The sequence below is a fragment of the Chloroflexota bacterium genome (assembly GCA_016235055.1).
In the GTDB taxonomy this organism is placed as follows: domain Bacteria; phylum Chloroflexota; class Anaerolineae; order JACRMK01; family JACRMK01; genus JACRMK01.
The window spans coordinates 35,193-49,238 of the sequence record JACRMK010000092.1; the positions used below are offsets into that span (position 1 = coordinate 35,193).

Annotated in this window: 12 protein-coding genes; 9 read left to right on the forward strand and 3 right to left on the reverse strand. The window is 63.7% G+C overall.

All coding sequences use genetic code 11. The features are described 5' to 3' along the window. The first annotated feature begins 25 nt into the window (after positions 1-25). From HZB53_21165 to HZB53_21205, 9 genes are all read left to right on the forward strand, one after another. Positions 26-1,288 carry an acyl-CoA dehydrogenase family protein gene (locus HZB53_21165; protein MBI5880168.1) on the forward strand — a complete coding sequence of 421 codons (1,263 nt, stop codon included), beginning with the start codon at positions 26-28 and terminating at the stop codon, positions 1,286-1,288. Between the two features lie 233 nt (positions 1,289-1,521). Next, positions 1,522-2,061, forward strand: coding sequence for a methylated-DNA--[protein]-cysteine S-methyltransferase (locus tag HZB53_21170; protein ID MBI5880169.1), 540 nt, complete (start codon positions 1,522-1,524; stop codon positions 2,059-2,061). A 152-nt stretch (positions 2,062-2,213) separates the two neighbouring features. Further along, a complete protein-coding gene (locus tag HZB53_21175) occupies positions 2,214-3,509 on the forward strand; it encodes a S8 family serine peptidase (protein MBI5880170.1) in 1,296 nt (431 codons plus the stop codon). A 96-nt stretch (positions 3,510-3,605) separates the two neighbouring features. Beyond that, positions 3,606-5,642, forward strand: coding sequence for a S9 family peptidase (locus HZB53_21180; protein MBI5880171.1), 2,037 nt, complete (start codon positions 3,606-3,608; stop codon positions 5,640-5,642). A gap of 261 nt (positions 5,643-5,903) precedes the next feature. Beyond that, positions 5,904-6,374, forward strand: a complete 471-nt coding sequence (locus HZB53_21185; protein MBI5880172.1) for an MOSC domain-containing protein — start codon at positions 5,904-5,906, stop codon at positions 6,372-6,374. Between the two features lie 41 nt (positions 6,375-6,415). Next, complete coding sequence (locus HZB53_21190; protein MBI5880173.1) at positions 6,416-8,848, forward strand: enoyl-CoA hydratase/isomerase family protein; 2,433 nt, start codon at positions 6,416-6,418, stop codon at positions 8,846-8,848. A gap of 231 nt (positions 8,849-9,079) precedes the next feature. Continuing rightward, complete coding sequence (locus HZB53_21195; protein ID MBI5880174.1) at positions 9,080-10,219, forward strand: 6-phosphofructokinase; 1,140 nt, start codon at positions 9,080-9,082, stop codon at positions 10,217-10,219. 75 nt (positions 10,220-10,294) lie between these two features. Next, positions 10,295-11,476, forward strand: coding sequence for an acetyl-CoA C-acyltransferase (locus tag HZB53_21200; GenBank protein MBI5880175.1), 1,182 nt, complete (start codon positions 10,295-10,297; stop codon positions 11,474-11,476). A 56-nt stretch (positions 11,477-11,532) separates the two neighbouring features. Beyond that, complete coding sequence (locus HZB53_21205) at positions 11,533-11,745, forward strand: type II toxin-antitoxin system HicB family antitoxin (GenBank protein ID MBI5880176.1); 213 nt, start codon at positions 11,533-11,535, stop codon at positions 11,743-11,745. A 389-nt stretch (positions 11,746-12,134) separates the two neighbouring features. On the opposite strand, the gene HZB53_21210 is transcribed toward HZB53_21205, so the two are convergent. From HZB53_21210 to HZB53_21220, 3 genes are all read right to left on the reverse strand, one after another. Next, positions 12,135-13,079: a hypothetical protein gene (locus HZB53_21210; GenBank protein ID MBI5880177.1), complete on the reverse strand. Its 945-nt coding sequence runs from the start codon at positions 13,077-13,079 to the stop codon at positions 12,135-12,137. An 11-nt stretch (positions 13,080-13,090) separates the two neighbouring features. Then, positions 13,091-13,363, reverse strand: a complete 273-nt coding sequence (locus HZB53_21215; GenBank protein MBI5880178.1) for a WXG100 family type VII secretion target — start codon at positions 13,361-13,363, stop codon at positions 13,091-13,093. A 310-nt stretch (positions 13,364-13,673) separates the two neighbouring features. Then, on the reverse strand, positions 13,674-13,958 hold the full coding sequence (locus HZB53_21220) for a hypothetical protein (GenBank protein MBI5880179.1): 285 nt from the start codon (positions 13,956-13,958) through the stop codon (positions 13,674-13,676). Positions 13,959-14,046 lie beyond the last annotated feature (88 nt).

Genomic DNA, 14,046 nt, shown 5'->3' on the forward strand with positions numbered 1-14,046 from the left:
GCGGGTTTCGCACGACGAGGTTCGCATGATCGACTTTGAAACGCCCGAATCGATCCAGCAGCAGGTGCAGATGCTCCGTTATGTGGCGGAGAACATGATCCGCCCGATCTCGCGCGAATTCGACGAGAAAGAGCACGAGAAGCCGACGGAGTTGTTCAACTTCATGTGGGAGACGCTCAAGCAGCAGAACCTCGCGTCGTACGAGCGCCAGCGTAAGCGCGCGGCCGAGGCCGCCGAGTCCGGCGACAAGCCGCGCCGCGCCAGCAACGCCAGCATGGCGACCATCCACACGATCGAGACGATGGCGTGGGGCGATGTCGGCATCTACCTGTCGGTGCCGAACTCGGGCCTCGGCGGCGCGGCGGTCGAAGCGGCCGGCACGCCGGCGCAGAAGGAGCGTTTCCTCAAGCGCTTTTCGGAAGGCGAACCGAAGTGGGGCGCCATGGCGATCACCGAGGCCGGCGCCGGCTCCGACACCGCGGCCATCAAGACGCGCGCCGTGCACGACCCGGCGACCAACGAGTGGGTGCTGAACGGCGAGAAGATCTTCTGCACCTCCGGCTGGATGGCCGGCGAGAAGTCCAAAGGCTTCGTGGTCATCTGGGCGACGATCGACCCGTCGGCGGGGCGCGCGGGCATCAAGTCGTTCATCGTGGATGCGGGCACGCCGGGCATGAAAATCGTCAAGCTCGAGAAGAAGCTCGGCATCCGCGCCAGCGACACCGCCACCATCCTCCTGCAGGACTGCCGTATCCCGTACGACAACATGCTCGGCACGGCCGAGGTCGGGCAGAAGCAGACGACCGAAGGCTACAAGGGTGTGCTGATGACGTTCGACGCCACGCGCCCGGCGGTGGCGGCCAGCGCGATCGGCGTGGCGCGCGCCGCGCTCGAAATGTGGCGCGAAGAACTAGAAAAGGTCGGCGTCCAGATCCGCTACGACAAGCCGAAGCACCTGCTGACGGCGATGGAGCGCGACTACCTCGAGTGCGAGGCGCAACTGCAGGAAGCGTGGCTGCTGACCAAGCGCGCCGCGTGGATGAGCGATAACCGCGTCTCGAACAGCGCCGAAGCGTCGATGTGCAAGGTCAAGGGCGGCATGGCGGGCGTCTACATCAGCGCGAAGGCCGTCGAGTGGCTGGGGCCGCTCGGCTTCTCGAAAAAGCTGCTGATCGAGAAGTTCTTCCGCGACAGCAAGATCGGCGAGTTGTACGAGGGTACGCGCCAGATCAACCTGTTGATTATCGCGCGGCGCATCCTCGGCTTCAGCAGTTCGCAATTGCGCTAAGACAACGGACGTGTCAACGGATCGTATAACGGATAAACGGATAGGGCGCCTGAGTGGCGGCCGGTCTGTGACACCCCAAAGGGTGCGACGTGTCGCCCGCACGGACGGGCGCGCAGACCACGCCTCCGCACGTTCACGTCGCGTTCGTGGTGAGGCCGGTCTCTGACCGGCCTAATTAGTCACAACCGAGCAGGCACGCGACGTATGCCTGCTCGGCTTTTTTCATCAGCGACATGCCAAAGACGAACCAGCGCGCAGCGCCAGCCATCGACGAGCAGCCGGTCCGGGACGTCCCGGGCGCGACGGCTTACTACCGCTCGAAGATCGGCGTCTTGAGAATCAGCGGCGGCCCCGACGGCATCGCGGCGATTGACTTTCTGGACGCCGAGCCGGCGCATTCGAACGCGCCGGCGATCGACAGCGTGCGCGAGGCGGTCGAGCAACTGGACGAGTACTTCCACCGCCAGCGCCGCACCTTCACGTTCAAGCTCGACCTGCACGGCACACCGTTCCAGCGGCGCGTCTGGCACGAGCTGCTGACCATCCCGTTCGGCCGCACCCGCACGTACATCGACATTGCGCTCGTGATCGGCACGCGCAAGCAGTTGCGCGCGGTCGGGCAGGCCAACGGACGCAACCCGCTGCCGATCATCGTCCCGTGCCACCGGGTCATCGGCTCCAACGGCAAACTGACCGGCTACGGCGGCGGCCTGTGGCGCAAAGCCTGGCTACTCGACTTCGAGAGCAACGCGCAGCAGTTGCGGCTGCTTTAACCGCGCGGGCGCATTTTGCCCGCCGTCTGCTATGGTGCTAAACTTTTCGGCAGGCGGCTCAACGGCCGCCGGTGTTCGGATCGCGAGCGGCGCCTGCCCTCAAGGCTTTGAATGCTTCGCCCGCTCGCCGTTCAACAAGGGAGGACTCTGTTATGAAGAAGATCGTACTGTCATTGCTGGCGCTGGCAATTCTGGCGCTCAGCGGCCTCGCCAGCCCGGCCGTGCAGGCGGCCAACGACGACGCCTACATCGTGGTATACAAAGACGGGATCGCCGACGATGGCGATGCGCGCACCACCCGGCATGAGCGCGAGCAGGGCTTTGCGGCCGAGCACCGCTATGGCAGCGTGCTCAAAGGCTTTGCGGCGCACCTGAACGCGCGGCAACTGGAAACGCTGCGTGGTGATCCCGACGTGGCGTTCATCAGCCGCGACGGCGTAGTCCGGGCCATCGGCATGGTGCCGGTCGCCGCGGGCGACAGCGTCCCCACCGGCGTGCGGCGCATCGGCGCGGGCACGACGACGACCGTCCACCAGGCCAGCAACGCCAACGTGGCCGTCATCGACACCGGCGTGGACCTGACCCACCCGGACCTCAATGCGGTCAGCGGCAAGAACTGCGTGCGCACGAACAGAAATGCGAATGATGATAACGGCCACGGCAGCCATGTCGCCGGCACAATCGCCGCAAAGAACAACGGCTCCGGCGTGGTCGGCGTCGCTCCTGGCACAAAGATCTATGCCGTCAAGGTGCTGAACGCGCAGGGCAGCGGCACCTGGTCGCAGGTTATCTGCGGCATCGACTGGGTGGCGGCCAACGCGGCCACGCTGAACATCAAAGTCGCCAACATGAGCCTCGGCGGCGGCGGTTCTAACGATAACAACTGCGGCAACAGTAACAACGACGCCATGCACAAAGCGATCTGCAACGCGACCGCCAAGGGCGTCACGTTCGTGGTCGCCGCGGGCAACAGCGCGACGAACCTGTCAACCAGCGTGCCCGCCGCGTATTCCGAAGCGCTGACCGTCAGCGCCGTATCCGACAGCGACGGCCAGGCAGGCGGCGTCGGCGGCGCGCCAACCTGCCGCACCGGCGAGCTCGACGACAAGTACGCGACGTTCTCCAACTATGCCGTCGCGGGTGCCGACCAGAATCATGTCGTCGCGGCACCCGGCGTTTGCATCCGGTCGACCTGGAAGAGCGGCGGCTACAACACGATCTCCGGCACCAGCATGGCCACCCCGCACGTGACCGGCGTGGTCGCGCTCTGCATCGGCAATGGCGGCACGGCAGGCGCATGCAACGGCAAGACGCCGGCGCAGATCATCCAGCAGATTCGCGCCGACGCGCAGGCATCCGCCTCGGTGACCAACGGATTCAACGGCGATCCGCTGCACCCGGTGGCGGGCAAGTACTTCGGCTACATGGTGTACGCCGGCGGTTATTAGCCCTGGACTTGTGGCACAATTACACACGCTTAACCCCTGCGGCGGATATAGCATCCGCCGCAGGCATTTCCCCAATATAACTGCGAGTACTACACCATGCCTAAACGACCGATAACGATTGAAGACCTCGCCCAGATCAAAGGCGTCGGCGACCCGCGCATATCGCCCGACGGCGCGCGCGTGCTCTACACCGTCAAGATCGGCGATGTGGACAAGAACAAGTACTATAGCCACCTGTGGACGATCCCCACGGCGGGTGGCAACGCGCGCCAGTTCACTTTCGGCGAGGTGAGCGACACGTCGCCGCGCTGGTCGCCCGAGGGCGGCACGATCGCATTTATCCGCAACAAAGACCGCCGCACGCAGATATGGCTAGCCGCGCTCGACGGCGGTGAGCCGCGCGCGCTCACGAACCTGCCCGAGGGCGCCATCGGCGACCTGCGCTGGTCGCCCGGCGGTGTGAAGCTGGCGTTCACCTTCCGTCCAGCCGCTTCGGGCTGGACGCGCGATGCGGCCAAGCAGCGCGAGGAGAACGGCAAGTCAAAGCCGCCGCGCGTCATCGCGCGCGTGACGTACCGGCTCGACGGCGCCGGCTTCCAGGACGAGCGCCAGCACGTCTGGGTCTGCGACGTCGCCAGCGGCGCGGCCAAGGCGATCACCACCGGCGACTTCGACAACGGCAGCCCCGCATGGTCGCCCACGGGCGATCTGATCGCGTTCGCGTCGGCGCGCGGCGCCGACGCGCTGCGCAACCGCTTCCGCAACGACATCTACACGGTGCCGGCGCGCGGCGGTGCGGCTCGCAAGGTGGCGGCGTACGACGGCTCGAAGTCGCAGTTGGAGTGGTCGCCGGACGGCCAGTGGATCGCCTGCTTCGGCAGCGAGTCGGGCGAAATCGGCTGGCGGCCCAAGAACACGCGGCTGTTCATCGTCGCGGCACGCGGCGGCGCCAGTGGGCGCTGGCGCTGCCTGAGCGCGGAGCTCGACCGCTCGGTCGGCGATCATTCGATGGGCGACGTGCGCGAAGGCGGCAACACGAATCCGATCTGGTCACCGGACGGCAAGCAGATCTTCGTCACCGTGTCCGATTCCGGCAACGACCATATCTACGCGGCCGATGTGGCGAGCGGCACGCTGACACGGCTGCACGGCGGCGCCGGCAGCGTGTCCGGCCTGAGCGCCGACCAGGCCGTGCGCTCGTTCGCCATCCTGCACAGCGACCCGTCGCACCCCGGCGAGGTGTTCGCCGGCGCGCTGAAGGGCGTTGGCCGCAAGCTGCAAATGGCCGTGCGCCCGTTGACCCACGCCAACCGCGAATGGCTGGCGAGCGTGGAGGTCAGCAAACCGCGCGAGTTCTGGCTGACGCAAGCGGACGGCACGAAGGTGCAGGGCTGGGTCATCCCGCCGCCGAGCTTCAACCCGAAGAAGCAGTACCCGGCAGTCGTGTACGTGCACGGCGGCCCGCACGGGCAATACGCTAACACGTTCTTCCATGAGATGCAGGCGCACGCGGCGCGCGGCTACGTGGTCCTGATGAGCAACCCGCGCGGCAGCAACGGTCGCGATGAGGAGTACGGCGCGTGCATCCACCGCGACTGGGGCAACCTGGACTACGCCGACGTGATGTCCGTGGCCGACTACGGCGCGGCCCTGCCCTACGTCGACGCCGACCGCATGGCGATCGCGGGCGGCTCGTACGGCGGCTTCATGACCAACTGGGCCGTCGGCCACACCCGCCGCTTCCGCTGCGCCATCACCGACCGCTCGATCTGCAACTGGATGAGCATGGTCGGCACAACTGACATGGCGATGCCGCCGGAAGGATTGTGGCCCGGCAGCCCGGTCGGCGACGAGATCGACCTCGGCTGGCAGTTGTCGCCGCTGCGCTACGTGCAGAACGTGCGCACGCCGATGCTGGTCATCCACAGCGAGGGCGACCTGCGCTGCCCGATCGCGCAGTCCGAAGAGTGGTTCACCGCGCTGAAGTTCCTGAAGCAGGAAGCAGTCTTCGTGCGCTATCCGGTCGAGACGAGCCACGGCATGAGCCGCGGCGGTCCGATCGACCTGCGCTTCGACCGCCTGCAGCGCATCGGCGACTGGCTGGACAAGTACCTGAAGCCGAAGCGGAGGTAGGACGCGCATTCGATTGTACGGGCGTTCAATTGAACGCCCGTATTTTTTCGCCCCAGGGCCATTCAATTGTCGTAGTGCATGCTGAAAATCCGACGAAGCGGGCGCTGAGCTTGTCGAAGCGCGTGCATTGCTGTGCCCTTCGACAGGCTCAGGGCACGGTCGCACGGTGGGCCTTGCGACTTTTGAATCGCCCTGCTTTTCGCCCGTTTTTGCTTTCCCTCGCGCCTGTTTTGTGGTAAAGTTGTCCGCAGAGGAACGTCCATGAGCCACACGGGCCGCATCTTTCAGATCAATGTGTCGCCGGCCGGCGGCGTGCCGAAGCAGGCGGTGCGCAGCGCGGCGATCGACATGCACGGCATCGCCGGCAACGCCGTCGCCAACAAAGAGAAGCACGGTGGACCGACCGCAGCGATCTGCCTGTACGCGCTTGAGCGCATCCTGGCCCTGCAAGGCGAAGGGCATCCACTCTTCCCCGGCTCGGCCGGCGAGAACATCACCATCACCGGTCTCGATTGGGATGCGATCGTGCCCGGCACGCGCCTGCAACTCGGCGACTGCGTGCTGGTCGAAATCACCCGCTACACCTCGCCCTGCCAGACCATCGCCGGGTCGTTCCGGGACGGCGACTTCAACCGTATCTCGCAAAAGACGCACGCGGGCTGGTCGCGCGTGTACGCGCAGGTGCTGACCGGCGGCGCCATCACGACCGGCGACCCGATCGCCGTCCGCTAGAAGCCGTCAGCACAATCTCCGCCACCATCCAAGGAGCCACCATGACAGACCTCATCACCCGCGCCGCAGTGATCGGTGCCGGCACCATGGGCGCGGCCATCGCCGCGCATCTCGCCAACGCCGGCTTCCCGGTCGTCCTGCTCGACGCCGTGCCCGCCACGCTGACGCCTGACGAAGAGAAGCGCGGGCTGACGCTCAAGCACCCGGCGGTGCGCAACCGGCTGGTGCGCGCCGGACTGGAGCGCTGCGTCAAGGCCAGCCCGGCGAACTTCGCGCTGCCCGAATTTGCGGAGCGCATCGTCACGGGCAACACCGAAGACGACATGGGCAAGCTGTCCGATGCCGACTGGATCATCGAGGCGATCTTCGAGAACCTCGACGCCAAGCAGGCGCTGATGGCCAGGGTCGAGGCGGTGAAGAAGCCGGGCGCCATCGTCAGCAGCAACACCTCGGGCATCCCGATCGGCAAGATCGCCGAGGGCCGCAGCGCCGAGTTCAAACAGCGCTTCCTCGGCACGCACTTCTTCAACCCGCCGCGCTACCTGAAGCTGTTGGAGGTCATCCCCACCCCCGACACCGCGCCCGAGGTGCTGGCGACGATCAAGGCGTTCGGCGCGCAGGTGCTGGGCAAGGGCGTCGTGATCTGCAAGGACACGCCGAACTTCATCGGTAACCGGATCGGCTCGCTGAGCGGCGCGTTCACCTCGAACTACATCGCGAAGCACGGCTACGGCGTCGAGGAAGTGGACGCCATCACCGGCCCGCTGATCGGCAACCCCAAGACGGCCACCTTCCGCCTGCTCGACCTCGTCGGCCTCGACGTGGCGGCGGCAGTCGGCGGCAACCTGTACGACCTGATCCCCAACGACGAGTCGCGCGAGATCATGCGCGACACCAGCTCGCGCGAGCTGCGCGCCGAGATGGTCAAGCGCGGCTGGCTCGGCAACAAGTCCAGGCAGGGCTTCTACAAGGAAGTCAAGTCGGCGGACGGCAAGCGCGAGTACTGGGCGCTCGACACGGCGACGATGGAGTACAAAGCGCCGCAGAAGATCCGCTTCGAGTCGGTCGGCAAGGCCATGGGCATCGAGCCGCTCGGCGCGCGACTGAAGGTGCTGCTCTCCAGCGACGACCGCGCCGGCAAGTTCCTGTGGGACACGATGTCGTTCAGCATGGCGTACGCCGCGCGGCGCGTGCCGGAGATCGCCGATGAGTTCTACCAGATCGACAACGCGATGAAGTGGGGCTACCAGCGGCAGATGGGCCCGTTCGAAATCTGGGACGCGCTCGGCGTCGCTGAGACCGCGGCGCGCATGGAGGCGCAGGACATCGCCGTCGCGCCGTGGGTCAAGGAGATGCTCGCCGCCGGCTACCCGTCGTTCTATCGCTATGCGAACGGCCTGCCGACTGGCTACTACGATCTGCGCACCAAGAAATATCAGCCGCTGCCTGCCGACCCCGGCATCGTCACGCTCGGCGCGTTGAAGGCGCAGGGCAAGGAACTGAAGGCGAACGAGAGCGCCAGCCTGATCGACATGGGCGACGGCGTGCTCTGCCTGGAGTTCCACACGAAGACAATGAACGCCATCGACCAGAACATCATGGAGATGATGGGCGCGGCGCTCGACGAACTGGGCAAGCCGCAGTACGCTGGCATGGTGATCGGCAGCGAGGGTGAAGCGTTCAGCGCGGGCGCCAACGTGGGCGGTATGGCGATGGGCGCGCAGGATGGCAACATGGCCGAGCAGGTTGGCAAGGCGGTCAAGACGCTGCAGGACCTGCTGATGCGCGTGCGCTACAGCCCGAAGCCGGTCGTCGCGGCCACGGCGGGCATGTCGCTCGGCGGCGGCGCGGAAGTCGCCATGGCATGCGCGCGGATCGTGGCGCACCTCGAAACGTACATGGGCCTCGTCGAAACCGGGCTCGGCCTGGTGCCGGGCGGCGGCGGCGTCAAGGAGATGCTGCGCCGCACCATGGCGCCGATGAAGTTTGCCAACGGCGTCAACCCGCAGCCGTTCGTCGGCAAACTGTTCCAGACGATCGCACAGGCCAAGGTCTCGGCCAGCGCCTTCGAGGCGCGCGCCAACGGCTTCCTCACCGACAGTGACCGGATCGTGTTCGGCCGCGACCGCCTGCTCGGCGAGGCGAAGCGCGAAGTGCTCAAGCTCGTCGGCGACGGCTACCGCCCGCCGCTCAAGGACAAGAACGTCTACGTCACCGGGCGCGACGGGCTGGCCACGCTGAAAGTGGCGATCTTCGGCATGCGCGGCGGCAACTACGCGACCGAGTACGATACCGTCGTCGCCAAGCACCTCGCCAACATCATCTGCGGCGGCGATCTGTCGAGCGGGCAGTGGGTGCCGGAGCAGTACATCCTCGACCTGGAACGCGAAGCGTTCGTCGCGCTCGTGCAGCAACCGAAGACCATGGAGCGCATCTGGGCTTTCCTGCAGACGGGGCGGCCGGTGCGCAACTAATACTGTCGCCCTGAGCGCGAAGGTAGCACTAAGCCTTCATACAGCGCCACGCGCGCGAAGGGCCTGAAATCTGTGGCCCACGTTGTTGCAGAAGATCGCGGGTTGAGATGTGTCACGCGCGTAACGCCCAGAATGGCGCAGTTTTTGCCTTCGCGTTCAGCATGACACGGTCATTAGGGCATCTTCAAGTCCAATCAGTGAAACAATTCGCACTTGGCCGATTCGTGAAATATGACTACTAAACGCATTGCGGTCAGCACGGGCGGCGGCGACTGCGCGGGGCTGAATGCCGTCATCCGCGCCGTCGTGCTGACGGCCATGAACCAGTATCACTGGGAAGTGCTGGGCATTGAAGACGGCTACGAGGGTTTGTTTACCGGCCACGTGCGCCGGCTCGACTACAAGGACGTGCGCGGCATCCAGCGCATCGGCGGCACGATCCTCGGCACGTCCAACCGGGGCAACCCGTTTCGCTACCCGGTGCAGATCGGCGACCGGGTGGAGATCTTCGACCGTTCCGACGATCTGGTGCGCAAGCTGAACGGACTTGGCATCGATGCGCTGGTCGCGATCGGCGGCGACGGCTCGCTGAAGATCGCGCTCGAGCTGATGAAGAAAGGCGTCAAGCTGGTCGGCGTGCCGAAGACGATCGACAACGACGTGTGCGGCACCGACGTGACCTTCGGGTTCGACACGGCGCTGTCGGTCGCGACCGACGCCATCGACCGCCTGCAGACCACGGCCGAAAGCCACCACCGCGTCATGGTCGTCGAGGTGATGGGCCGCAATGCCGGCTGGATCGCGCTGGAGGCCGGGCTGGCCGGCTCCGCCGACGCCATCCTGATCCCGGAGATTCCGTTCCACTACGAACCGCTGTTCGAGATGGTCGAGGCGCGCGCGCGGTACGGGCGGCACTCCAGCATCATCGTGGTCGCCGAGGGCGCAACGCCGGTCGGCGGCGAGCGGGTCTATCAGGACACATCGCGCCAGCGGCTCGGCGGCATGGGGCAGGAGGTGGCCAATGCCATCTTCGCGGCGACGAAGAAGGAGACGCGCGTGACGGTGCTGGGGCACCTGCAGCGCGGCGGCAGCCCGACCGCATTCGACCGGCTGCTGGCGACGCGTTTCGGCGCGGCCGCCGCGCACCTGATCGCGCAGGGCCAGTTCGGGCAGATGGCCGCGCTGCAGGGCTGGCGCGTGGTCTCGTGGCCGATCGAGCAGGCCGTCGAGCAGTTGAAGCTGGTGCCGCCGGACAGCGAGTTGCTGCGCACGGCGCGCGATACCGGCGTCACCTTCGGCGACGAGTCCAAGTTCAACGAGAAAACCCTCAGCATCGGCACGACGCAGGCATATCTGACGAACGAAGTCTAGGCAATCCATCCATGCGGCGGGCGCACAGCGAACCGGCGCTTGCAGGCAGTCCGACACCACTCGAGGAGGCGCAGAATGAAAGAAGCAGTCATCGTCAGTTCCGTGCGCACGGCCATCGGCAAAGCGCCGGCCGGCAAGCTGGCGCGCTACCGTCCGGAAGATATGGGCGCGATGGTCGTGAAGGAAGCGCTGGCGCGCGCGCCCGGCCTCGACCCCAAAGAGGTCGAGGATGTCATCATCGGCTGCGCCACGCCGGAGGGCGAGCAGGGCTACCAGATGGCGCGCGTGATCTGTCAGCGCGCCGGCCTGCCGACCGAGGTGCCGGGCCAGACCGTCAACCGGTTCTGCTCGTCCGGCCTGCAGACCATCGCGCTGGCGTCCGAGCGCATCATCGCCGGGTTCGGCGAAGTGTTCGTCGCCGGCGGCGTCGAGTCGATGAGCGCGAGCGCGCAGGGCGGCGGCCGCTTCAAGCCGAACCCGTACCTCGCCGAGGAGTACCCGGCGGCGTATACCGGCATGGGCATCACCGCCGAGAACCTGGCCGACAAGTACAACGTCAACCGCGCCGACTCCGACGAGTTCTCGTATCACTCGCACCAGAAGGCGATCGCGGCGATCGAGAGTGGCAAGTTCAAGAACGAGATCGTGCCGCTGCAGGTCGAGTACGTCGACCTCGACGAGAGCGGCAAGCGCCGGGCGCGCAACTACACCTTCGACACCGACGAAGGGCCGCGCAAAGACACTTCCCGCGAGGCGCTGGCCAAGCTGCGGCCGGTCTTCAAGAACGGCGGCACCGTGACGGCCGGCTCATCGTCGCAGACCAGCGACGGCGCGGGCGCGGCAGTCGTCATGGAGCGCGGGCGCGCCGAGGCGCTCGGCCTCAAGCCGCTGGCGCGTTTCATCGCGTTCGCGGTCGGCGGCGTCCCCGCCGAGATCATGGGCATCGGCCCGGTCGTCGCCATCCCGAAGGCGCTCAAGCTCGCCGGGCTGACGCTCGACCAGATCGACCTGTTTGAGTTGAACGAGGCGTTCTCGGCGCAGGCGCTGGCGGTGATCCGCACGCTCGAGATGGACATGGACAAGATCAACGTCAACGGCGGGGCGGTGGCGCTCGGTCACCCGCTCGGCGCGACCGGCGCGATCCTGACGGCGAAGTTGATCGGCGAGATGAAGCGCCGCAAGTCGAAGTACGGCATGGTCACCATGTGCATCGGCGGCGGCATGGGCGCGGCGGGGATTTTCGAGAATTTGCAGTAGAGTGCCCTGGCATCGGGTGCGGCAATTGATCTTGCGATTCCGTCTTGGAGACGACGATGAGGTTAAGGTACGAGCTAATCGTCTACTGGTCGAACGAGGATCAAGCGTATATCGTCGAGGTCCCGGAACTGTCGGGTTGTATGGCTGACGGCAAGAGCTACGCGGATGCCGTCGCCAACGCGCAGGTCATCATGCAGGAATGGATCGAGACGGCACGGGAACTGGGTCGCCCGATTCCGGATCCCAAAGGGCGGTTGATGTACGCGTGATGCAACAGGGGCGCAGCGGGGATTTTCGAGAAATTGCAGTAACTTACGATGGTATGAAGAGACGGGGCGGGCTACTCAGCCCGCCCTCATTTGCTACATGCAACCATCGTGGTGTTGGTAATGCGGGCGCGACTAATGGCTACTCCGGGTGCGTGACCAGTTGTTACACGCCCCGAACTTGGTGAAAGCGTCGCTTCTACTTCGTAGGCAATTCTCTTTCTCGCGACCCGCCTAGTTCACAACGGACTCAATGCTTGCTCCAAAACACGTTTTGCCCCGATATGTTTTGTGTCCCGAAAGTCAAAGTGGATGTGATTCCAGGCGGCTCGAGTCACAGGATCGTCAATTGCTTTCAAGGCGTTTATATGTGGGCGCTTAAATAGATTTCTTCAACGGACAGAGAATGGTTTTTCTTGATGATAGAGCAGCACAAACGGATAATCATGGAAGCGATGCGGAAAGTGTAATCTCAAACGCATCGGGATATCATCCTCGAAATCTAACAAGGGGTCTCTTTTGAAGTTGATCTGAAGGGAATGAGATGCCTTGCTGGGAAGCGACGGTATTTTCCATCCCAATGACACCCCTAAAATAAGACCGTCTTCGGCCTGGGACTCAGACACATCCTGCGATTCAACGGCCTCACCCGTTTGTTCATTTTTTCGAGAACTTGAGACGGGTTGTAGGAAAGATGGAGGACGAAAAAATAGGAAAGCCGATTCAATGGGCGGAGACTCAACAGTACCTGAATTCTTTACTTCTAGTCGTAACGTCACGAAATCCCCTGCTTGCGAATAGAGCCGCTTAGAGATTGTTGGCCCGCTAATTCCAACTGGAGCCGGATAGACGCGGAAACCTTCAATATCCAATTGAAGATAATCTGTGGGCAGGACTCTATCGGAACTGTCTCGTTTCGGGAAAGATTCTGAAATTGCCCACTTTAGTTTCTCGGCCAACTCTCGCCTCAGTTTTTCAATACTTCCTCCATAGATGGTATGCTGTCGGTGTTTCAGGTCGAATGGAATGTCATTCGAATCTTTTGTAAGGAGCAAGACGATTTTCCCCAGAGCGTGTGCGTATCCAACTTCATAAAAGACGTTTGGACTCCGCCCCGTCATGTCCGCAACAATTACGTCTGCTTTGTGAATCTGATTGAAGATGCGATCAAGTATGCCTTCAGTGAATATCTGTTCATCTACGCGTTCAGCATATGCACCTATTTCCTCAGCCGCTCCCTTAATGCCAAATTTGTAGATGTCATCAAAAGTCGAATCGAAAGGCATAAGCACAAATACGAAAGGCTTGGGTGCTGTTGACATTGAATCGGAGGTCAAAGTAATCTCCCTCATCTCTGATCTAGATATTCACGTACTCGCTGAGCTCTACGAAGCAAGGACGGAATCTGTTCATCGGCTGCACGAGTGAATTCCTCGAGCGCAAGCATCATTTGTTTGAACTCCTCGGCAAATTTCGCATGCTGGCGGTCACTCCAAGTCTGTCCAAGGCCAGCGAACTGTCCTTGTAATTCAGATGCTCCTTCAGAAACTTCGTCCGTGAACCGCCTTAGCGACCGGGCGAAACGCTCCAAATCATCGGGAGCCACTATTATTCGAGCCATTTGAAGCCTCAACTGTCATTGACTACAGGATTGGATGAGGTGACCGACTATGTTGCTATCCCTCAATTAGGTCATGGCGAACCCGATAAACCGGACTGTTCTTCGGACTTGCTAGTAAAGTGGCGACAACGTGTTATGCTGTTTGTTATTGGGAATCAAGTTCATCACGTGTCAGGTAACTAATGGAGGGGCGGTTGGTGTGAATCCAAGGTTCGCCATAGCCATACTGTGTTAGCCAGCCCTCTTCCAATAGGTGAAACGAGCATAGACGATTCCCAAGCCACTTGTCAAATTCTTCGCGCAGTCTTTCTTACGCCCTCAACACGCTGAACAGGTTCATCCCGCCGTCGGCGGTGAACTGGTCGCCGACGCGGAAGAAGCTCTCCTCGGCCAGTTGCCGCACCTCGGCCTGCGACAGCAGGTGGCAGTAGCGGTAGCCGACCTCGCCGCCGCGCCGCCAGTCGATCAGCGCATCGCCCGCGTCCATCGCCGCCGGGTCGACGCCGATCACCGACCACGGCGCGATCTTGCGGCGTAGGCTAATCGGCGAGACGAAGCGCCGCGAGCAGTAGCTCGCAAGAATCCAACGAGTCACCAACTCGAAGCAGGTAGGGACAGGTCTCTGACCTGTCCCGTTTTTGCCTTGCTGCTTGGTTGCAGGGAAGGGCCTGTGGCCTGTCCAC

Coding starts and splice junctions, on each gene's coding strand:
- HZB53_21170 (MBI5880169.1), top strand. CDS start 1,522: ATGCCAAAGACGAACCAGCGCGCAGCGCCAGCCATCGACGAGCAGCCG.
- HZB53_21195 (MBI5880174.1), top strand. CDS start 9,080: ATGACTACTAAACGCATTGCGGTCAGCACGGGCGGCGGCGACTGCGCG.
- HZB53_21180 (MBI5880171.1), top strand. CDS start 3,606: ATGCCTAAACGACCGATAACGATTGAAGACCTCGCCCAGATCAAAGGC.
- HZB53_21215 (MBI5880178.1), bottom strand. CDS start 13,363: ATGGCTCGAATAATAGTGGCTCCCGATGATTTGGAGCGTTTCGCCCGG.
- HZB53_21185 (MBI5880172.1), top strand. CDS start 5,904: ATGAGCCACACGGGCCGCATCTTTCAGATCAATGTGTCGCCGGCCGGC.
- HZB53_21205 (MBI5880176.1), top strand. CDS start 11,533: ATGAGGTTAAGGTACGAGCTAATCGTCTACTGGTCGAACGAGGATCAA.
- HZB53_21200 (MBI5880175.1), top strand. CDS start 10,295: ATGAAAGAAGCAGTCATCGTCAGTTCCGTGCGCACGGCCATCGGCAAA.
- HZB53_21175 (MBI5880170.1), top strand. CDS start 2,214: ATGAAGAAGATCGTACTGTCATTGCTGGCGCTGGCAATTCTGGCGCTC.
- HZB53_21190 (MBI5880173.1), top strand. CDS start 6,416: ATGACAGACCTCATCACCCGCGCCGCAGTGATCGGTGCCGGCACCATG.
- HZB53_21165 (MBI5880168.1), top strand. CDS start 26: ATGATCGACTTTGAAACGCCCGAATCGATCCAGCAGCAGGTGCAGATG.